20 protein-coding genes are annotated in these 17,728 nt (G+C 64.8%); 5 read left to right on the top strand and 15 right to left on the bottom strand.

Annotated elements, in window-relative coordinates:
- Positions 1-43: 43 nt before the first annotated feature.
- Positions 44-352: a transcription initiation factor IIB family protein gene (locus HWV23_RS02010; protein WP_178288802.1), complete on the top strand. Its 309-nt coding sequence runs from the start codon at positions 44-46 to the stop codon at positions 350-352.
- A 31-nt stretch (positions 353-383) separates the two neighbouring features.
- Here the strand turns inward: HWV23_RS02010 and HWV23_RS02005 are convergent, their stop codons facing one another.
- From HWV23_RS02005 to HWV23_RS01990, 4 genes are all read right to left on the bottom strand, one after another.
- Positions 384-875 (bottom strand): phosphopantetheine adenylyltransferase, encoded by a 492-nt coding sequence (locus tag HWV23_RS02005; protein ID WP_178288801.1) that lies wholly within the window; start codon positions 873-875, stop codon positions 384-386.
- Between the two features lie 109 nt (positions 876-984).
- Positions 985-1,518 (bottom strand): winged helix-turn-helix domain-containing protein, encoded by a 534-nt coding sequence (locus HWV23_RS02000; protein WP_178288800.1) that lies wholly within the window; start codon positions 1,516-1,518, stop codon positions 985-987.
- 55 nt (positions 1,519-1,573) lie between these two features.
- Positions 1,574-2,650: a glutamate--cysteine ligase gene (locus tag HWV23_RS01995; protein ID WP_178288799.1), complete on the bottom strand. Its 1,077-nt coding sequence runs from the start codon at positions 2,648-2,650 to the stop codon at positions 1,574-1,576.
- Between the two features lie 83 nt (positions 2,651-2,733).
- Positions 2,734-3,393, bottom strand: a complete 660-nt coding sequence (locus HWV23_RS01990; RefSeq protein WP_178288798.1) for an RNA ligase partner protein — start codon at positions 3,391-3,393, stop codon at positions 2,734-2,736.
- Positions 3,394-3,451: 58 nt separating this feature from the next.
- On the opposite strand from HWV23_RS01990, the gene HWV23_RS01985 reads away from it, so the two are divergent.
- Positions 3,452-4,555, top strand: coding sequence for an RNA ligase (locus HWV23_RS01985; RefSeq protein ID WP_178288797.1), 1,104 nt, complete (start codon positions 3,452-3,454; stop codon positions 4,553-4,555).
- Here the strand turns inward: HWV23_RS01985 and HWV23_RS01980 are convergent.
- Positions 4,549-5,187, bottom strand: coding sequence for a fibrillarin-like rRNA/tRNA 2'-O-methyltransferase (locus tag HWV23_RS01980; protein WP_178288796.1), 639 nt, complete (start codon positions 5,185-5,187; stop codon positions 4,549-4,551). The genes HWV23_RS01985 and HWV23_RS01980 overlap by 7 nt on opposite strands.
- Positions 5,184-6,026: an NOP5/NOP56 family protein gene (locus HWV23_RS01975; RefSeq protein ID WP_178288795.1), complete on the bottom strand. Its 843-nt coding sequence runs from the start codon at positions 6,024-6,026 to the stop codon at positions 5,184-5,186. The genes HWV23_RS01980 and HWV23_RS01975 overlap by 4 nt, the downstream gene beginning before the upstream one ends.
- A gap of 115 nt (positions 6,027-6,141) precedes the next feature.
- Here HWV23_RS01975 and HWV23_RS01970 point away from each other — a divergent pair, with 115 nt between their 5' ends.
- Complete coding sequence (locus HWV23_RS01970; protein ID WP_178288794.1) at positions 6,142-6,939, top strand: hypothetical protein; 798 nt, start codon at positions 6,142-6,144, stop codon at positions 6,937-6,939.
- A 32-nt stretch (positions 6,940-6,971) separates the two neighbouring features.
- Here the strand turns inward: HWV23_RS01970 and HWV23_RS01965 are convergent, their stop codons facing one another.
- Both HWV23_RS01965 and HWV23_RS01960 read right to left on the bottom strand, forming a co-directional pair.
- Positions 6,972-7,616 carry a vWA domain-containing protein gene (locus tag HWV23_RS01965; RefSeq protein ID WP_178288793.1) on the bottom strand — a complete coding sequence of 215 codons (645 nt, stop codon included), beginning with the start codon at positions 7,614-7,616 and terminating at the stop codon, positions 6,972-6,974.
- Between the two features lie 66 nt (positions 7,617-7,682).
- A complete protein-coding gene (locus HWV23_RS01960) occupies positions 7,683-9,449 on the bottom strand; it encodes a HEAT repeat domain-containing protein (protein WP_178288792.1) in 1,767 nt (588 codons plus the stop codon).
- A 431-nt stretch (positions 9,450-9,880) separates the two neighbouring features.
- On the opposite strand from HWV23_RS01960, the gene HWV23_RS01955 reads away from it, so the two are divergent.
- Positions 9,881-11,443 carry a DUF4143 domain-containing protein gene (locus HWV23_RS01955; protein ID WP_178288791.1) on the top strand — a complete coding sequence of 521 codons (1,563 nt, stop codon included), beginning with the start codon at positions 9,881-9,883 and terminating at the stop codon, positions 11,441-11,443.
- 6 nt (positions 11,444-11,449) lie between these two features.
- Here HWV23_RS01955 and HWV23_RS01950 read toward each other — a convergent pair whose 3' ends face one another.
- The 5 genes from HWV23_RS01950 to HWV23_RS01930 all read right to left on the bottom strand — a co-directional run bounded on the left by HWV23_RS01950 (position 11,450) and on the right by HWV23_RS01930 (position 15,796).
- Positions 11,450-12,373 (bottom strand): ring-cleaving dioxygenase, encoded by a 924-nt coding sequence (locus HWV23_RS01950; RefSeq protein ID WP_178288790.1) that lies wholly within the window; start codon positions 12,371-12,373, stop codon positions 11,450-11,452.
- 50 nt (positions 12,374-12,423) lie between these two features.
- Positions 12,424-13,347 (bottom strand): ring-cleaving dioxygenase, encoded by a 924-nt coding sequence (locus HWV23_RS01945; RefSeq protein WP_178288789.1) that lies wholly within the window; start codon positions 13,345-13,347, stop codon positions 12,424-12,426.
- 2 nt (positions 13,348-13,349) lie between these two features.
- Complete coding sequence (locus tag HWV23_RS01940) at positions 13,350-13,991, bottom strand: alpha/beta hydrolase (RefSeq protein WP_178288788.1); 642 nt, start codon at positions 13,989-13,991, stop codon at positions 13,350-13,352.
- An 83-nt stretch (positions 13,992-14,074) separates the two neighbouring features.
- Positions 14,075-14,701 (bottom strand): ferritin family protein, encoded by a 627-nt coding sequence (locus HWV23_RS01935; protein ID WP_178288787.1) that lies wholly within the window; start codon positions 14,699-14,701, stop codon positions 14,075-14,077.
- A gap of 234 nt (positions 14,702-14,935) precedes the next feature.
- Entirely contained in the window at positions 14,936-15,796 is an 861-nt protein-coding gene (locus HWV23_RS01930; RefSeq protein ID WP_178288786.1) for a sulfurtransferase, read from the bottom strand.
- Positions 15,797-16,077: 281 nt separating this feature from the next.
- Here HWV23_RS01930 and HWV23_RS01925 point away from each other — a divergent pair, with 281 nt between their 5' ends.
- The gene (locus HWV23_RS01925) at positions 16,078-16,872 is read left to right on the top strand and encodes a sulfurtransferase (RefSeq protein ID WP_178288785.1); all 795 of its coding nucleotides are present in this window, start codon (positions 16,078-16,080) and stop codon (positions 16,870-16,872) included.
- Between the two features lies 1 nt (position 16,873).
- Here the strand turns inward: HWV23_RS01925 and HWV23_RS01920 are convergent, their stop codons facing one another.
- Positions 16,874-17,146, bottom strand: coding sequence for a DUF7553 family protein (locus tag HWV23_RS01920; protein WP_178288784.1), 273 nt, complete (start codon positions 17,144-17,146; stop codon positions 16,874-16,876).
- Positions 17,147-17,202: 56 nt separating this feature from the next.
- Positions 17,203-17,718, bottom strand: coding sequence for a hypothetical protein (locus tag HWV23_RS01915; RefSeq protein WP_178288783.1), 516 nt, complete (start codon positions 17,716-17,718; stop codon positions 17,203-17,205).
- Positions 17,719-17,728 lie beyond the last annotated feature (10 nt).

Below are 17,728 nucleotides of genomic sequence, written 5' to 3'. Positions count from 1 at the left end.
GCGCCGCGGACCATTTATAAGAGTGCGCGCCCGAGTGGCGCGTGTGTACCGCGCAACGGACCACGTCGAAAACGAGGAATGGCTGGCCGCCATCGACGACGCCGCCGAGCGGCTGGAACTGGGCGGCGAGGCCAAATCCCGCGCGGCGGACCTCTTTCTGTCGACGGTCCCGGAGGCGGACCGCTCGAAGGAGGCGACGGTGGCGGCGAGCATCTACGCCGGCGCGCTCATCGCGGGCGACCGGCGCTCACAATCGGACGTGGCCGACGCAGTCGGCGTCTCCCGGCTGACGGTCCAGAAGCGCTGGAAGGACCTGATGGAGGAAGCCGGACTCGAACCGCCGAAGTGGTAGCGGGCTGCCGCCTTCTACGAATCGCCGAAAATCAGTCGCGCGTCGCGTCGCGGCCATCGCGGTCGGGTGTGACGTTACCGTGTTCGTCGATTTCGCCGGAGACGATGCGCGTCGAGGAGATGATGTCGCCGTCCTCGGCGGTGATGTGGTCGACGACTTCGATATCGAGCGGGTCGAGGCCCTTCTCTTCGCGTTCCTCGTTGACCATCCGGCCGCCCTCCTTCGTCTCGGGGGAGACGATGAGCACGTCGAAGCCGGGTTCGGTGGCGATGCCGGTCGGTTCCTTCAGTTTTCGAACCTCGAAGTCGCGGTCGTACTCCTCGGCGAGCGATTCGAGTTCGGCTTCGAGGTCGGCTTTCCGTTCGTCGAACGGGCGGACGTAGCGGTCCTCGCTGCGCGTTTTCGGTGCGAGCTCGTCGCTCGTCAGGCCGACCGTCACGTCCCCGAGTTCGAAGGCGCGGTCGAAAAGCGCCCGATGCCCGTCGTGCACCGGGTCGAACGTACCGCCCAGAACGACCCTCATGAGGGCGGAAAGGAACGGCCCTGATTTAGTGGCTTCGATGGGTCACGACGCTGCCGGGAGTTCGGCGACGGGACGCGTCGCTGTGGCTGACCCGAAAGAAGATGGGCCGTCAGTTGTCGTCCGCGGTGTGTTCGTCGTCTTCGTCCTCGGCGCCCTCGTCGTCCGAACGGACGGTGATGTCGACGGGTTCGACGTTCTCGTTGGAGCCGATGCCGAGATGCGAATCGAGATTGAAGACGGTGTTGAGTTCCTCCTGCACCTCGTCGACGACGGTGGTAACGAGGTCGCTGGGCGCCATCGCCGTGTACTCGTAGGGGTTGTTGCCGGCGCCGCTGGACTCCCGCTTGCGGCGTTCGACCTTCTCCTCGTCGTTCAGTTCGGCCAGCGCCTCGCGGACGGTACTGGGATAAAGCCCGGTCCCCTCGGCGATTTCCTCGCTCGTGCTCCCCGGGTTCTGTCGGAGATAGACGTAGATGCGCGCCCGGGTTTCGGTATCCAGCACCCACGAAAGCAGGTCGACGATGCCTTCGTCGAACTGCTCGGCAGCGCGTTCGGCCTCCTGTTCGAGTTTGTCCCGTACACTCCCCTCCTCCGTATCGACGGGGTCGCCGTCCCCGTCTTCAGTAGTATCGTCGGTAGACATACGTCGTATTCAGTCGGACACAAGGAATAGCCGTATATAAACTCCACGCCAGGTTTCAGTCGACTAACAGGGCCTCGCAGACGGCGTCGAGGCCGCCGACTTCACGGAGATTTCGCTGCCGCTGTGTGCCGCTTTCGGCCTCGTAAATATCGCGGATACCGCTGATTCCGAGGCGGCTACACTCCCGGTCGACCAACTCGCCGAGCGGTATCGACTCGCCCCACTCCTTGCCGAGCAACTCCGCGTCGTGGCCGTGCCGCATCGCGCGCCACTTGTTCTCGTCGAGGGGTTCGCGCCGGTGCTCGTAGCCCGACTCGCCGTCCTCGTAGCGCGCGGCGAGGTCCTCGACGAGCGCCTCGGTGTATTCGACGAAGGCCATCACGCGGTCGGGGTCGGCCTGTCCGTCCGGGGTCCGAATCTCGACCGTGCCGTGTTCGGAGTGGGGCCGGACGTCGTACCAGAGTTCGCCCCGGTCGTTGATAGAGCCGGTCTCGACCATCATCCGTTCGAACTCCTGAAACGCGTCGAAATCCTCGAAGGTCGTCGGCATGCCGGTGTTCGGCAGCCCTTCGAAAATTTTCGCCCGCGCGGAGGCCAGCCCCGTATCGAAGCCGTTCCAGTACGGCGAGTTGGCCGACAGCGCGAGCATAATGGGGAGATACCATCGCATCTCGTTGGCTATCCAGACGGCCTTGTCGGCATCGTCGACGCCGACGTGGACGTGGAGTCCGGCGGTCGTGTTTCGATGCTGTGGATACTGAATCCGGTCGAGTTGCGCGCGGTAGCGCGGCTTCTCGGCGTGTTCGAGTTCGCGCCACTTCGCGGCCGGATGGAGGCCGGCGGCGGCGATGCCGAAGCCGTATTCGTCGGCGTGGTCGACCAGCGCCTCCCGGACCGCTCCCAGCGAATCGCGGGCCTCGGCGAGCGATTCGTTGGTTGGCGTCTGCGTCTCGATGACGCATTTGAACAGTTCGTGGTCGAGGCGGTCCTCCAGGAGTTCGGGGGGGTCGGCCTCGTAGACGAGTTCGTCGGTGCCGGCGGTGGGTCGCCCGTCCGCATCCACGACGAAGAACTCCTCTTCGATACCGAGCGTGCCCATCCGGTCGAAGGCATCACGCGACCCAAGTTCCATTGGCCGTTTCTTGGCCGGCGTCCATTAAATACCATGTGACCTACTGCGGTCGGAGTACACAGCCACGGCCGCGACGCCGACCACTACTCGATGCGCTCGGAAGCGTGGAGGTACTCCTCCAGCAGCGTCGGGAAGTCACTCCCACGAAGGTACCGCAGGCCGAACGATTCCGCCCAGCCGATGATGCCCTGGTCTTCGGTTACGACGCCGGCGTCCAGTTCCGCCGCGAGCACGAGTAAATCGAAGTCCTCGCGGGAATCGAGAATCCCTTGCCGGAGCGCACGCCGGTACTTATCGCGCAACTCCGAGACGACTTCGTCGACGTCGGTCTTGTATTCGTGTTCGTCGAGGGGTTCCTCGTCGATAGTGCCGGCCTCCCGGACGGCTTCCTCGGCCACCCGCAAGCCCCGGTCGACGCGCGTGCTCATCTCGTCGACGAACTCGTAGACGACTTCCGCGGGCATCTGGACGCCGTACCGGTCGGGGTGTTTCGCGATAACCCACGTGTTGAGTTTCGAGTACACCTCGTCGTCGACGCCCCGGTCTTCCAGCATCGTGGTTAACTCCTCGCGAATCGACGGCGGCATGTAACAGGAGACCCCGAGGCTCAGTTTGGCCTCCGCGATGAGTTCGAGCAACCGGAGGACCGCCGCCTCGAGGTCTTCGTCGTCCTCGCGAATCTCCTCGGTGATGAAAAGCGACGTGTCGAGGACGAACCGTTGTTTCAGCGGGTAGCCGTCCATATCGGTGATTGCGTCGCCGCCTTCATATATCCGTGGTACGTTACTTCATGCCACACTTATGGGCAATAGACAGCGGTTCGGGCTCCAAGCGGACACCCTCGAATCCGTCCTCGAACACTTCGAAACCCGGTATTTCAGGGGCACGCGATATCGGTACCTCCCGAAGTATCGAGGCCCGCTGGACCGCGGTGCAGTGCTTTTCGGTGCCGACGAACACCCCGTCTGTGGCTACCCGAAGATTCCGCGCGCCCTCATGCTCGACCCGGGCGTCCCCGAGCAGTTCGATGGCCCGTTCGTCGTCGAGGAAAAACTGAACGGCTACAACGTCCGCGTCGCTCACCTCGGTGGTAAGGTCGTCGCGTTCACGCGGAGCGGCATCGCCTGCCCCTTCTCGACCCATCTCGTCAAACGTCGTCTCGACCTCGATTCGCTGTTCGAGGCCCGACCGAACCTCGCCGTCTGCGGGGAGGTTATCGGGCCCGAAAACCCCTACACTGCATACGATTACCCGGACGTCGAGTCGGCAGCGTTTCGAGCCTTCGACCTCCGTGACCGAAGGACTAGTGACCCGGTTCCCGTCGACCGGCGGCGGGAGCTACTCGACGCACACGGCCTCCCACAGACGCGGTCGTTCGGCACGTTCGCCCCCGACGAAACCGACGCCATCGCGAGTATCGTCGACGAACTCGACGCCCAGGGACGGGAGGGCATCGTCATGAAATCGGTCGACGGCCGGACGCAACTCAAATACACCACCGGCGCGTCGACGGAATCCGACCTCACACACGCCTTTTCGCTCCCGTTCGAATACGGTCGCTCGTTCGTCTTCCAGCGTCTGCTCCGGGAGGCCTTCCGCGCGGTCGAACACGACGCCGATACCACCGAGCGTGCCCACGCCGTCGGCGAGGCGATTCTCGATCCGCTCGTCGAGACCATCGAGAACGTCGACGACGGACAAGCGGTCGGCCAGAAGCATACGGTCCGCGCGCCGCCGCGAATCGTCACGGAACTACTCTCACACCTCCGGGACCAAGGGCTCACCATCGACCTGCTGGCCGACGAAACGTCTGCCGGTGAACGTGTCGTCACCTTCCGAAAGCGAATGCGGTCGACCGAAGACAAGACGAAAGCGTATCTCGACGGCCAACCCGTCGATTACTGACCGTCGGTACGCGGCGTCGCAACCACGCCGAGGTGGTCCTCGTGGAACGGCTTCAGGCTTCGCGTCTCCAGAACCTCATAGCCGTCCCGAAGCGTCTCTAGAACTTCGTCGAACACCTCGTCCGGGTCTCTGGCCACGTCCTCGCTGCGGGCCTTCACGGCCAAGAGGAGGCGTCCCTCGTCGCCGAGGAACTGCCGGTTGGCAAGCGCGACTTTCGCCTGCCCACGCGTCGCGACGTCCTGAATCAGGACGTCGACGGGTTCGACGACGTGGGCGTAGGTCTCGGGCTTGCGGGCGTCCTTCAGGAGGGGAAAGAGGTTCCCGCGCGGTTCGGCGGCATCGAGCAGGTCACGCGCCGGTCGCGCGGCGAACTCCACGGCGTAGGTCGCCCCCGCGAAATCCGCGACGTGGCTGACCGTCGTCCCAGCGGCGGCGCCGAGATACAGCACTGTCTCGCCGCCCGCAAGGCCGGTATCCATCCCGGTTTTGAGCATCGCGCCGAGTTTCGAGCGGCGGGCGTCCCACTTCCGCCAGCCGTCCGCTGCCGGTTCGCCGTAGACCGGTTGGCCCTCCGTCGCGAGGACGTCCTCGCCGTCGAAGGGTCGCCGCTGAACGCCGTCGGGGAGGCTCATTGGGTATCACGCGCCTGAATGCGCTCGATGCGGTCCGCCAGTTCCTCGTCGAGTTCCGGTTTCCGCTCGCCCGAGTAGTAGTCGACTCGCGCGGCAATGGCGAGTTTCCCCGCCAGCGCTCGCGCGGCCGATCCGCGGTTTTCCGGGTGGGTGCCCTGCACCGCCTCGTGGGTGAAGATGACGCCGTGTTTCGGCGAGGGGGCGCGCCCCCGGAGATGGGCGAAAAGCGCCTCCTCGGCGCCCAGTACCTGCACCGTCCCCGCGGGCTTCCGTGCGAGTTCCTTGAGGCCGCCGGCAAGGGCGATGAGTCGCGCTGCCAGAACGGGCCCCGCCAGCGCCGCGAGGTTCGGCGCGACTTCGGGTGCCGTCTGCTGGACGTGCGTGCGGAGGTCGGCGGCCTCGTCGTCGAGGTCCCGAACCCGCCGGGCCAGCGAAACGAGCCGGTCGTCGCCCTCTGAATCGGCTTCGTCGGCCAATTCGCGAGCGTACTCGACGCCCGTACCTGCGTCCTCGCGAATGGAACCGGCCCACTCGGCGACCCGTTCGGCCAGTTCGTTAGCCGTCCGGTCGCAGTCATCCATCGCTCGAATAGCATGGATGAGTTGCTTGTCGTCGGCGGATTCGGCCTCCTGGACGGCGGCACGCGTCGCCGCCATCGTCGCCTCGTGAAGCCGTTCGTAGTACTCGTCTTCGTCGTCCGCGAACCCGGACGCAACCGCCATCGTGGGCCAGTCGTCCGGTTCGTCTGCCTGGCCCTCCTCGATGGCGATACGAGCCGCGTCGAGGTCCCCCGGGTCGATACCCTGGAACCATCCGGCGTCCACTGTCTCGTCGGTCATATCCTCCCTTAGACGCCCGGCTTGTAAATTCGCTTCCAATACAACGTCTCCCAGAAACAGACGAACGGCGTGGCGCCAAACCATTACAGGGGCCGGGCCCGAGCGTCCGGTAGCGATGATTCGAGACGAGCGGGAACTACTGGCGCTCGTCTTGCGACTCCAGCGAGCCGAACGGGATGAACGGGGGTTCTACGCGGACCATTCGCTCCCTGAGTACACGGCCGTCGACGAGTTGGACCTCACGGACAGCGAGGCTGCCCGGTTCCTGACGCTGTCGCTCGTCCCGTTTCACGCCCACCCATCCGGGCAGCCGAAACCCCAAATCGGCCGAGGGGGCTTCTGGCGCGTCTGTAAGAACCTCTGGCAACAGCACCAGTGGGTGTACGACCCGACCCAGTTGGTCGCTACCGAGGGGAAACAAGAACTCGAGGCGTTCTTCGACCGGCTGCGTATCATGGACGCCTACGACGCTCACTGGTGGTTCCGGTCCGCCGTCACACTGTACGAGCGCTTCGGTGGGGACCCGGAGGGACTCCTGCGTCAGGCGGATTATGTCGGACCCCATGCGGCGCGCCTGGTCCGCGGCGCCGATTTGCCAGGCATCGCGGACGCCGTCAGTACGCCCTTCTGGGTGCGGCTGATGCATGACCGCGTTGCGTCGCTAGCGGGGATGACGTGGGTCTCGCTACCGGTCGACCACACGCTGTTCGCGGTGACGGCGGCCCTCGGCGACCTCGATATCGACATCGACGTTCGGGAGGACCGCGCGACGATTCAAACGTTCTGGGACGTGTTCTGTGAGAAGCACGGATTCGTCCCGTATCGCGTCGAGAAATCGCTCCGGGTGGTCGGACTGTACTGGCACCGCGGCGGCCGGGAGTACGTGGCGTCGCTACTCGACGACTATCGGTAACGAAGCAAGCGTGCCGAGTAGGACTCGGCAGGCTATTCGTCGGCTTCGGACTGCCGCTGTCTGTCCTCGTTGGTGAATCCCCCGGCCTCGCCCTGCTGTCGCGCCTCGCTGATGTTCCGCGAGGTGGACTCGTAGGCGGCCTGGGTGCCCTCGCCGCTGTGGGACATGTCCAGCGATTTGTCCGTGTCCATCCCCATCTTCCGGGCGGTGAGTGCCGCGTCCTGATTGGCGCCGATGAACAGGAACTCCCAGTCGTGTTCCAGTCGGTAGGTCTCGACGAGTTCGCGGACCCGTCCCTGTGGCGTCTCGGAAGCGTTCTCCTTGCCGTCGGTCAGTACGACCACGATGACGGTCTCCGGCTGGACCGCTGCCGGCAGTTTCTCGATGTGGTCGTCAGTCTCGATGACGGCCGTCGCGATGGCATCGTGCAGCGCCGTCTGTCCGCCGGGCGTGTACGTCTCCTCGTCGAGTTCCGGCGCCTTCGAAATCGGTTTGCCCTCGTAGACCTGCTCGACGCCCGAGTTGAAGTCGTAGAGCGTCACCGCCGCGCGGCCGGGTTCGTCCTGCTGGTCCGCGAGGAACGTGTTGAATCCGCCGATGGTATCGTCTCGAATCGTCGACATCGAACCGGACGAATCCAGTACGAACGTGATGTGGGTGGTCGTGTCTGTTGTCATCGTTGTAGTCTCCGTTGATTGCCGCATCGGGTGGTCGACAGAGCGATACTGCTGTTGACCCTCTTTTCAGGGTCCGTCCTCGATTCGGGTGATTGCCCAACTGGCCCTGTTCCGGACTTCGTCGTGCTCGTCGTCGACGGCGACCTCTCGGAGGAACTCGACGGCCTCCGAGTCGCCGAGGTATCCGAGCGCCCAGCAGGCGTTCGTCCTGACGAGATGGTGGTCGTCGTCCAGCAGCGAGAGCAGGTCGTCGGTGTACCCGGCGACGGAGTCCGGATAGTCCTCGGCCACACGCGCCAGCGCGGCGCTGGCGTTGATGCGAGCGTACTCGTCGTCCGAGGACAGTAGGCCCGCGATAGCATCGACGTGCGGTTCGATAACGTCGCTGTGTACCGTTGCGACGTCACTCAGGAACCCGACCGCGTTATTGCGGAGTTTCGGGTTCTCGGCATTGAGGAGGGTCACGACGTCGTCGACGATATCGAGCGCCGTGCTCGGATACTCGCCGACGACCCGGCCCAGCGCGGCCGTCGCGCTCAGTCGGGGGTTGGCCCCGAGGGTGTCGTCGGTGATGACCTCACCGAGTACCGGCGCGGCTGGTTTGACTGCCTCCGGAAACTCTTTGGCGAGCAACGACAGGCCGTAGGCGGCGTGGGCGGTCGCGTCCCTGTCTTTGAGCAGCATCGCCAACGCCGGCACCATTCCGACCCCCTCATCGGGGTCTTCTTCCACGATTTTGCCGATACAGGCCGTCGCCTGTGCCCGAACACTCGGATCGGCCGCCGTCAGGTACGTCTCGATGACACCGGCCAGCGGGACGATATCGCGGCCATCCCACCCGCCGATAGCGTCGAGCACCGACAGGGCTCGTTCCGGGTCGGCACAGTCGCCTTCGAGCAGCGACCGGAGAATCGGAACCGCCGGCGTGCAGTCGCCCGGGCGGGCCGACGCGACCTCTTCGAGCGCGCGGAGTGCCTCGGCCTGCGGAGCGTCGTCCTCGCGGTCGAGCAGCGCCAGCACTCGCGAGACGTCGACGGCGAACGGGTTGTCCGCCGCGAGATCGGCGATGGCTGCGGCCCGCTCGACGGGGTCGTCGGTTTCGGGCAGGAACGCGTCCATCGGCGGTTTGACCGCGTTTACCTGCTCTATGTCGTCGACGGCGATGCTAACCGCGTCCCTGTCGGCCGAGGCCGGTTGACACCGAACGGCCGAGGCCGCTGCCGGACGCATCGTTCCCCGGATAATCGAGACGTCACGGAACAGTTCGGTCCGCTCGGTCCCGTCGTCGGCGTACCGGACCTCGAAGCCGGGCGCATCTCGCCGGTCTTCGAGCCAGTCGTCGAGGTCCGACGCATCGACCGGGACGATGCCGGCCGAGGACGGATAGCCCCCGTCTGCCAGCGGCTCGCGGACCCACGGCAACGAGGGGTCGACCTCGCCGCGTTCGATGGCGGGGACGAAATCCCACGCGTGGTAGTGGTCCCATCCATCGACATCGCTCAAATCGAGGTCATCGACGACGACGTAGTCGTCGGCCTCCGGGTGCAGGTCGGCGATGAGTTCGAGCCGTTCCCGGCGGTCCGGGAACCGCTCGTAGTAGCCGTCGGCCTGCTTATCGCCGAGCCATCGGTCCCAGTCGTCCGGGTGCATCCCCACGATGTCGACGACGCCGGGAATGGCGGCCTCGCTGGCGAGGTCCTGATTACCGATGGCGTAGACCGCATGCTCGGTCTCGTGTGCGAGTTCCCGTACCCACCCCAGCGGAACGGCCGCTTTGTTCGGATGCGGGTTCACGTCCACCGTCCAGTCGCGGTCGAATGCGAAGACCAGCATCAATCGGTACCCCCCACCGAAACGATGCTGGACCGGGCGGTGTTCGTTGTGCGGTTCTGCCAGCGGCTCCCCCCGGAGCCCGTGTAATCAGTCATTGTGGCCAGCGTGCGGTGTTTACCCCGACACCGTTCGGGCGCCCGTCTGCGGTTCCCCTACCCCGAAACGACCGTAACCGACACCAGGATGGGTCTTTTGGCCATCCTGCACTCATTAATACGCATCTTGTACTGATAAATCCTTCGCCAATATGAATTATAATGCCACTCGAATAGTTATTAGGAACATCGTGGTGTCTCTTTCTGCCCCAAGACGTGATAACGTCAAGGCGGCGCTAATAGTCGAAGCCCCGACACCGAACACACATCGCGGCGAAGAATCAATGTCCAAAACATCCAATACGATGGCTTTCGTGACAGGGACAAGGATGTCACATGCCGTTTGATGTCGCTGACGACGTGCTTCTCCGAGAACTCGGAAAGCACAACCCGTGGTGGGAATCCGGTCGGGGTGCAATCGACCTCCCGGACCGGCCGAAAAGCGATTTCTACCACCTCGTCGCCCCCGACAGAGGAGCAAGCCAGTTCGAGGACCAGCAACTCCTCGGCCTCGTCGGGCGTCGAGGCGTCGGCAAGACCACGCTATTGAAACAGTTCATCGCCCACCGCATCGAGCAGGGGGCGGCCCCTGAACGGTTCTGCTACGTTCCGTTCGGTGCCGACCCGCTCTACCAACTCCAGTCCGACGAGGGGCTTCGGCAGGCGATTCGCTACTACCGGAGTCGGGTTCTCGGCCGTGTTTCGGACCCGACACCGCACTTCGTCTTCCTCGATGACGTTCATCTCGTCGAACATCCGAGCAAGCCCGCTATCGAAGGCTGGGGCGCGCCAGTTATGGATATGCTCACCGACGCCCACGAGTGCCACGTGGTCGTGACGGCCAACGCCGGCGTCCAGATCGACCGCGAACTCGACCGCGTCGATTGCCCGGCCGATGCCTACGATACCCAACCCATCCTCCCCGAGAAATTCCGTGACTACCTCTACACGCTGTATCCACCCCTCGAAGGCGACGGCACACGGGTCAGTCCGACGCCGATTCGGTCGGGCGAGGGCAGCCTCCCCGATGCGCTTGCGGCTGGCGACCCCGACCGGCTAGCGACGACCCTTCGGACGCAGTACGAACGCGTCGCTGACGTCGAACGGCGTATCCAATCGCAAATCGTCCACTACCTCGCGATGGGCGGCGTCATCGGCTACGCGCTCGACGGCCCAGTCGAGTCGGCCAGAGAACTCGATGCGAAGGCCTACACCCGCCTCCGTGACGACGTCCGAGACGCGCTTTATCAGGACGTCCCCGGCTTCGAATCCGTCCAGACCATCGCCGACCTCGAACGGCTCTGTGCGCTCGCGGCCCGAAACCGGGGAGCCGAGCCGGTCCGATATCAACGCCTCGTCGACCTCTTCGACGTCGACCGCCGGACCCTGACCGGGAGTTATCTCCCGGCGCTCGAAGAACTGTACCTGCTCTCGGGCGTGACCGAATACGACAACAGCCGCCCCCGGTCCGTCCGCCTTTACCTTCGCGATACGGGACTCGTCACCGCGCTGACCGACGGCGAACCCGACAGCGTCCTCGATGACTTCGACCGCGAGGCCGCCCTCGCTCGCGTGGCCGGGTTCGACCACACGATGCGGTTCTCATATGGCGTCGACGCCGCACAGGGGGTCGACAGCGAACCCGACGTTCGGTTCTGGCGCGGAAGAAACGGCGACGTCGACTTCGTGTTCGAAGCCGACGGAACGCCCGTCCCGGTCGGGTTGATGTATCGGGCCTCGGACGAAGAAACGGCGGCGGCAGTCCGGGAGTTCTGCGACACCTACGACACGCCGTTCGGCCTCGTTCTCAGGGGTGATACCGTCCGAAGCGACCGCCCCATCAGCGTCGAGGACGGCGTGATACACCTCCCGTACTGGTTCTACCTGCTGTTGTGCTGATGTGCGTTACAGCGACAGTTCCGGCAGCGCATCCTCGATTTCGTCGCGGCGGTCCTCCAGCCACTCGGGAAGGACGAGTTCCTCGCCGAGCGAGTCGAGCGGTTCGTCAACGGTGTAGCCGGGTTCCTTCGTCGCGAACTCGAAGAGGACGCCACCCTGCGTGCGGGCATAGACCGATTTGAACCACTTGCGGTCGATGACTTCGGTCGGACGGAGGCCGGCCTGCTGGAGGATGTCGCGCCACTGTTCCTGTTCGTCCTCGGTCACCTGGAAGGCGACGTGGTGGACCGTTCCGCCGCCGGGTTGGCCCTGCGGGGCCTGTGGGTCCTCAAGCAGGTCGATGACGTAGCCCAACTCGCCGTCGGCCTCGAAGCGCTGACGGTGCTGTTCCTCTTCGGTCGGGGAAAAGCCCATGGTCTCCAGCAGGTTCGCCGTCGACTCCGCGGTCGATAGCGACAGCGTCGCGCCGAAGAAGCCCCTGATTGCGTGTTCCTCGGGGACCGGCCCCTCCGGCGGGTCGCCAGCGGGCGCGTCCTCGCGGGCGACCAGTTCCAGCGGCAGGCCGTCGGGGTCCTCGAAGCCGATGACCGTATCGCCGAAGCGTTCGCTGGTGACGAAGCCGACGTCTTTCGATTCGAGGCGGTCGGTCCAGTAGTCGACCGAGTCCTCGGGAATGAGGAACTGGGTCGTGCTGACCTGCCCGGTCCCGATGCGGCCCTGTCGGGCGTTCGTGTAGGGGAAGAAGGTCATGCTCGTGCCCGGCGAGCCACCGTGGTCGGCATAGAAGAGGTGGTAGACGTGAACGTCGTCCTGATTGACGCTCTTCTTGACGAGCCGCAGGCCGAGCGTGTCCGTGTAGAACTCGAAGTTCCGCTCGGGGTCGCCAGCGATGGCCGTGACGTGGTGGATACCGGGAATGTCCGTAGGCATACACGTCAAAAGGCGCCCGGAGGGGAAAACGGCTTGGCTCGCGGCGGGCTCTACACTTCGGGGCCGGTCAGTTCGGGTAGTTGCCGTTCTATCATCTCGCGGTCCTCCTCGAACCACGGCGGCAACTGCAGCGAGGAACCCAACCCCTCGACGGATTCGTCGACGGTAAATCCCGGTTTCTCGGTCGCTATCTCGAACAGCAGGCCGCCCGGTTCCCGGAAGTAAATCGATTCGAAGTAGTGTCGGTCCTTGATAAAGGTCGGCTCCAGACCCGCCTCCAGCATTCGGTCGCGCCACTCCGGGAGCGAGAGGTCGCCGGCCTTGAACGCGACGTGATGAATCGTCCCCTCGCCCTCCCGGCCGTAAGGTGCCTCGGTGTCCAGCAGGTCGATGACGGTTCCGTATTCGCCGGGCGACCGATACCGGACCCGGTCGCCCTCCTGGTCGTCCAACTCGTAGCCCAGTACCTCCAGCGTCGCGGCGGTGTGATAGACGCTGGTCGACAGCAGGGTCACGCTGTGGAGGTTCCGAATCGCGTACTCTTCGGGGATGGCATCGGTCGCTGGCGGACGAGGCGATTCGGTTTCGACCAACTCGACGCGGAGGCCATCGTGGTCCCGGAACCGAATCACCGAATCGCCGAAGCGGGTTTCCTCCTCGATGTCGATGCCTCGGGATTCGAGGCGTTCGTGCCAGAATCCGGTCGAGTCCTCGGGTACAGCGAATGCGACCGACCGGGGCTGTGGCCGACCGATGCGTCCCGACTCGCCGTGTGGGTACGGAAAGCAGGTCAGCAGCGTGCCGGGGGTCGCTTCGCGGTCACCGTAGTAGAGGTGGTAACTGAACTTATCGTCGAAATTCACCGTTCGTTTGACGAATCGCAAGCCAAGAACGCTGATATAAAAGTCGACGTTGGCCTGTGGGTCACCCGCGAGCGTCGAAACGTGGTGGAGTCCGGCCGTTGGCGGGCGCATACCTACTCCTCGACCAGGTTCTCGACCATCTCGGAGACGTGGTCGATTTCGTCCTCGTTGACGCCGTGGCCCATCCCTTCGTAGATGCGCGTTGTCACATCGGCGCCCATCGCCTCGAACACCTCGGCCGTCTCGTGGACGCGCTCCTCGGGGATGTGCGGGTCCGTGTCGCTACACCCGAGGAAGACGGGCGTGCCTTCGAGGTCGCCCTCGTAATCCATCTCTTTGCCTTCGGGGCCGATGACGCCACCGCTGAGGACCGCGAGGCCGCCGTACCGACGCGGGTTCTGGGCGACGTACTCGCTGGCGAGACAGGCGCCCTGCGAGAAGCCGAGCAACATCACGCGCTCGGTGGGAATGTCGGCCTCGTTGGCCGACTCGATAGCGTCCTCGATGGCCTGCAAGCCCGAAGAGCGGCCCGGTTCGTTGGCCTCGACGGGTGCCAGGAACGAGTTCGGATACCAGGTGTTGCGGGCGGCCTGCGGCGCGAGAAACGCGACGCCGTGGTGGTAGAACTCGTCGGCCATCTGAACGATACTCTGGGCCGTGGCGCCCCGTCCGTGAACGAGGACGACGGCAGCGTCGGCGGCATCCAGCGGTGCGCCAGCCGTGACGAGCGGCTGGTCCTGATGTGGTCCTTCCATACGGCTTCGTTCGCCCGCGCGACACTTGAGTTCCCGCTAACACCGGCGTTACCGGCGCCCGAAAATCAGCGCGTCCGACCCCCTCAGCAGACTGGCTTCGGGTTGACGCCCATGCTTTCGAGGCGCTCGGTGTACTCGTCGTAGGCGGCCTGAATCGCGCCCGTGGCGGCCTCCTGTGCGCGCTCCCAGCACTCCTCGTCGTCGCCGCATTCGGCTTCCAGCAGGTCGGTCGCCCGTTCCAGTTGGTCCTCCAGGTCGCCGCCCATGCCGCGGAAGAGACTCGCCGTCTGGGGGTCGGCCTGCCCGGTGAAGAAGCCGGTCAACTGCCCCTTGGATTTCTCGGCGGCCAGCGTCCGGCCGACGAACCCGCCGATGCGTTCGACGGTACCGTCGAGGTCCCGAAGGTACTCCTGAATCGCCGGAACCTCACCGGGTTCGTGGTCGTCGAGTTCGCCAACGACAGTGTCGTAGTGGTCACGTTCCTCGGCGGCCGTCTCCGCGAAGGCCTCTGCGACGTCGCCCTCTTCGTCGTCGGCCCACGCTTCGTAGGTCTCCGCGGCGTGGTGTTCGGCCGTCGCCGCGGCGGTCAGGACCTCCTCGGATTCCATCTCGCCTTCCGTGTCGGCATAGAGGGATTTCGAGGAACCGAGTCGCGAGAGGGCGGTTTCGTTCTCCGAGGCGACCGCGTCGATGAATTCGTCGGGGTTCATGCGACCCACTTGGGAGACGCACCGCTTGAAGGGTGTGGTCCGGCGCGAAAAATGGTGCAGTTAGGTGACGATACGACGGTCGGCCAAGGGGTGGGCTTACTCAGCCTCGCCTGCTCTGCGGTTCGCCCTACGGGCTCACCGCTTCGCTACGAGGCCTCGTGCGCTTCGCGGCTCGCGGGTCGCTTCGCTCCCCGCTCGCCCATACGGAGATTCTCGCTCCGCTCGAATCTCCCGTTACTCAGCCTCGCCCTTCTCGATGGGGGCGCCGACGAGGTTGCCCCACTCGGTCCAGGACCCGTCGTAGTTGATGGCGTCCTCGTAGCCCAGCAGCTCGTGCAGAGCGAACCAGGCGACCGACGAGCGCTCGCCGATACGGCAGTAGGCGACGGTCGTCTCGTCGCCGTCGATGCCGTACTCGGCGTAGAGGGTCTCGAGTTCGTCGCGGTCCTTGAAGGTGCCGTCGTCGTTCGTCACGGCCGCCCACGAGATGTTCTGGGCGCCGGGGACGTGGCCGCCACGCTGGGCGGTCTCCTGCAGGCCCGAGGGGGCGAGGATTTCGCCCGTGAACTCCTCGGGCGAGCGGACGTCGACCAGCGGCAGGTCGCGGTCGATGGCGTTCTCGACGTCCTCTCGGTAGGCACGGATGGACTCGCGCGGGCCGGAGGCCTCGTAGTCGACAGCCGAGAACTCCGGAACCTCGTCCGTGGTCGGGTAGTCGTTCTCGATCCAGTATTCGCGGCCGCCGTCGAGGAGTTTCACGTCGTCGTGGCCGTAGTACTTGAACTGCCAGTAGGTGTAGGCCGCGAACCAGTTGGAGTTGTCACCGTAGAGGACGACCGTGCTGTCCTCGGTGATGCCGTGGGCACCCAGCAGGTTCTCGAAGTCCTCCTTCGAGAGGATGTCGCGGGTGGTCTGGTCCTGCAGGTCCGTCTCCCAGTTGAAGCCGATGGCACCGGGGGCGTGGGCCTCGTCGTAGGCCTCGGTGTCCACGTCAACCTCTACCAGTCGCTTGTCCGAATCGTCGCTCTCGAATTCGTCGAGCTGCGCTTCGACCTCGTCGGCCGAAACGAGCACGTCTTTCGCGTAATCGCTCATTACGCTCCTACATACGACACCCCATCTTATATTACCACACCTTAACGGCCTGTAGTGCCGTCCCTCCCCGCTTACGGCAAGAAACGCCCCTGAACCAGTGACGCCCTGTAACGCTCCCAGATTCGAAAATAAGCCCGTTGGTCCGCCTATATAGTTTAATAGGCCCAATTGCTCGGTCGGCCTGTACACACGATAGCGGTCTAAATTTCCGCTTCCGGGGAGCATCGGGACAAAACGGCAGACACGCGAGCCTTAAACCGGATGGTGGACAACCCAACCGTATGAACCAACGCGTCGTCGCCGCCGAGTGGGTCGCCGACCGACTCGACGAGGTGGCCGTCGTCGACGTCCGGGACGCCTGGGAGTACGACGGTATCGGCCACATTCCGACCGCCGTGAACATCCCCTTCGACGAGTTCCGGGCCGAAGAACACGGCGAGGCCGAAGCCGGGATGCTCCCCGGTGCCGACGCCTTCGTCGCGCTCGCGGAGGCGGCCGGCATCGACAACGACTCGGATATCGTCGCCTACGACGACACCCACGGCGTTTTCGCCGCCCGGTTTCTGGTGACCGCCGAACTCTACGGTCACGACCCCTCCAAACTCCACCTGCTCAATGGCGATTACTCCTCGTGGAACCTCGAACACGAGGTCAGCAGCGAGGAGCCGAATCTCGGCCCGGGCACGTACGACGCGGCCTTCGACGAGGACGGCCCCCTCGTCGGCATCGAGTTCGTCCGCGACACACTGGATGACCCTGATGCCGTCATCGTCGACACGCGCGAGGAGTGGGAGTACGAGGAGGGCCACATCCCCGGTGCCGTCCGCGTCGACTGGCGCGAACTCGTCGACGACGACACGCGCGGCCTCCGGTCGGAATCCGAGATGCGCGAACTCCTCGAAGGCAGGGGCGTCACGCCCGACAAGCACGTGCTCCTCTACTGTAACACCGCCCGCCGCATCAGCCACACTTACACCGTTCTGCGAGCCCTCGGCTACGAGGAATTGGCCTTCTACGAGGGCAGCCTCACCGAATGGGAGCAGGAAGGCGGGCAGTTGGAAACCGTCGAAAACTGATTTAGACGCCTTCGACCGTCGACCGGTACTCGGTAATCGCTTCGAGCGCATCGTCGACGTGGTCGGCCACGGCACCGCCTTCGTCATCGGAGACTTCTCGCAGGCCGTGTTCGTGACGTGCGAGCGTGCCGTGGTCGAGGGTCTTGGCCTCTGCGGCTGCCTCTTCGAAGCTGTCGGCTTTCTTCGTCAGGCGTTCGGCCGCCTCGCCGTCCGCCGCATCGCTTGCTTGCCGGAGCGCGTCCGCCGCGTCTTCGAGGTGGTCTTCTCGGGACATCGTTCTAGTTTGGGGTTTCGTGGACTCCTTCAAAAGTTATCCGACCGCACGACGAATTACCAGCACTCCAGCGTCGTGGCATCGTCGAGGCTCGGGTCCGCGTCGTGCTGTTCGCTTGCGGCCCGAAGCAGGCGGTCATCGGCGACGAGATAGACCACGGTATAATAGGGGCTGTCAGCGTGGACGTTTCCGTCGTCGGTGTCCTCGTTCCAGTAGAAGTTCGTTCGGAGTTCGACGCGCCAGCCGCGGTCCGTCTGGCGGATGTTCTCCGTGCTCTCGCTGTGGCCGTACGACGTCATCTCCGCCGAGTAAAGTTTGTGCTGCCGGTAGGCCGCCTCGTATTCCCGGACGTACGTTTCGACCGACGACTCGGTCCATTCGTCGGGTTTCTCGGGGAGTTCCCGGACGTCTATCTCCTCGTTCTCCACGTCGACGGGCGTCTCGCGGTCGACGGTACACGGTTCCGGCGTCGGCGTCTCGGTCCCGTCACCGGGGTCACCGCTGCCGAGACAGCCGGCCAGCACGGCCGTCGACGTCGCCCCGAGCGCGGCGAGTAGCCTCCGTCGTTGCATACACGCCGAT

Source organism: Natronomonas halophila (genome assembly GCF_013391085.1).
Lineage (GTDB): Archaea > Halobacteriota > Halobacteria > Halobacteriales > Haloarculaceae > Natronomonas > Natronomonas halophila.
The sequence above is the reverse complement of the archived record's forward strand: the minus strand, read 5'-3'. Positions and strand labels throughout refer to the sequence as shown.

Bases quoted from the DNA above. Each gene is read 5' to 3' on its own strand.
- HWV23_RS01970 (WP_178288794.1), top strand. From the start codon at position 6,142: ATGATTCGAGACGAGCGGGAACTACTGGCGCTCGTCTTGCGACTCCAG.
- HWV23_RS01955 (WP_178288791.1), top strand. From the start codon at position 9,881: ATGCCGTTTGATGTCGCTGACGACGTGCTTCTCCGAGAACTCGGAAAG.
- HWV23_RS02005 (WP_178288801.1), bottom strand. From the start codon at position 875: ATGAGGGTCGTTCTGGGCGGTACGTTCGACCCGGTGCACGACGGGCAT.
- HWV23_RS01920 (WP_178288784.1), bottom strand. From the start codon at position 17,146: ATGTCCCGAGAAGACCACCTCGAAGACGCGGCGGACGCGCTCCGGCAA.
- HWV23_RS01965 (WP_178288793.1), bottom strand. From the start codon at position 7,616: ATGACAACAGACACGACCACCCACATCACGTTCGTACTGGATTCGTCC.
- HWV23_RS01975 (WP_178288795.1), bottom strand. From the start codon at position 6,026: ATGACCGACGAGACAGTGGACGCCGGATGGTTCCAGGGTATCGACCCG.
- HWV23_RS01940 (WP_178288788.1), bottom strand. From the start codon at position 13,991: ATGGAAGGACCACATCAGGACCAGCCGCTCGTCACGGCTGGCGCACCG.
- HWV23_RS01980 (WP_178288796.1), bottom strand. From the start codon at position 5,187: ATGAGCCTCCCCGACGGCGTTCAGCGGCGACCCTTCGACGGCGAGGAC.
- HWV23_RS01950 (WP_178288790.1), bottom strand. From the start codon at position 12,373: ATGCCTACGGACATTCCCGGTATCCACCACGTCACGGCCATCGCTGGC.
- HWV23_RS01925 (WP_178288785.1), top strand. From the start codon at position 16,078: ATGAACCAACGCGTCGTCGCCGCCGAGTGGGTCGCCGACCGACTCGAC.
- HWV23_RS01985 (WP_178288797.1), top strand. From the start codon at position 3,452: ATGGGCAATAGACAGCGGTTCGGGCTCCAAGCGGACACCCTCGAATCC.
- HWV23_RS01990 (WP_178288798.1), bottom strand. From the start codon at position 3,393: ATGGACGGCTACCCGCTGAAACAACGGTTCGTCCTCGACACGTCGCTT.
- HWV23_RS01930 (WP_178288786.1), bottom strand. From the start codon at position 15,796: ATGAGCGATTACGCGAAAGACGTGCTCGTTTCGGCCGACGAGGTCGAA.
- HWV23_RS01915 (WP_178288783.1), bottom strand. From the start codon at position 17,718: ATGCAACGACGGAGGCTACTCGCCGCGCTCGGGGCGACGTCGACGGCC.
- HWV23_RS02000 (WP_178288800.1), bottom strand. From the start codon at position 1,518: ATGTCTACCGACGATACTACTGAAGACGGGGACGGCGACCCCGTCGAT.
- HWV23_RS01935 (WP_178288787.1), bottom strand. From the start codon at position 14,701: ATGAACCCCGACGAATTCATCGACGCGGTCGCCTCGGAGAACGAAACC.
- HWV23_RS01995 (WP_178288799.1), bottom strand. From the start codon at position 2,650: ATGGAACTTGGGTCGCGTGATGCCTTCGACCGGATGGGCACGCTCGGT.
- HWV23_RS01945 (WP_178288789.1), bottom strand. From the start codon at position 13,347: ATGCGCCCGCCAACGGCCGGACTCCACCACGTTTCGACGCTCGCGGGT.
- HWV23_RS01960 (WP_178288792.1), bottom strand. From the start codon at position 9,449: ATGCTGGTCTTCGCATTCGACCGCGACTGGACGGTGGACGTGAACCCG.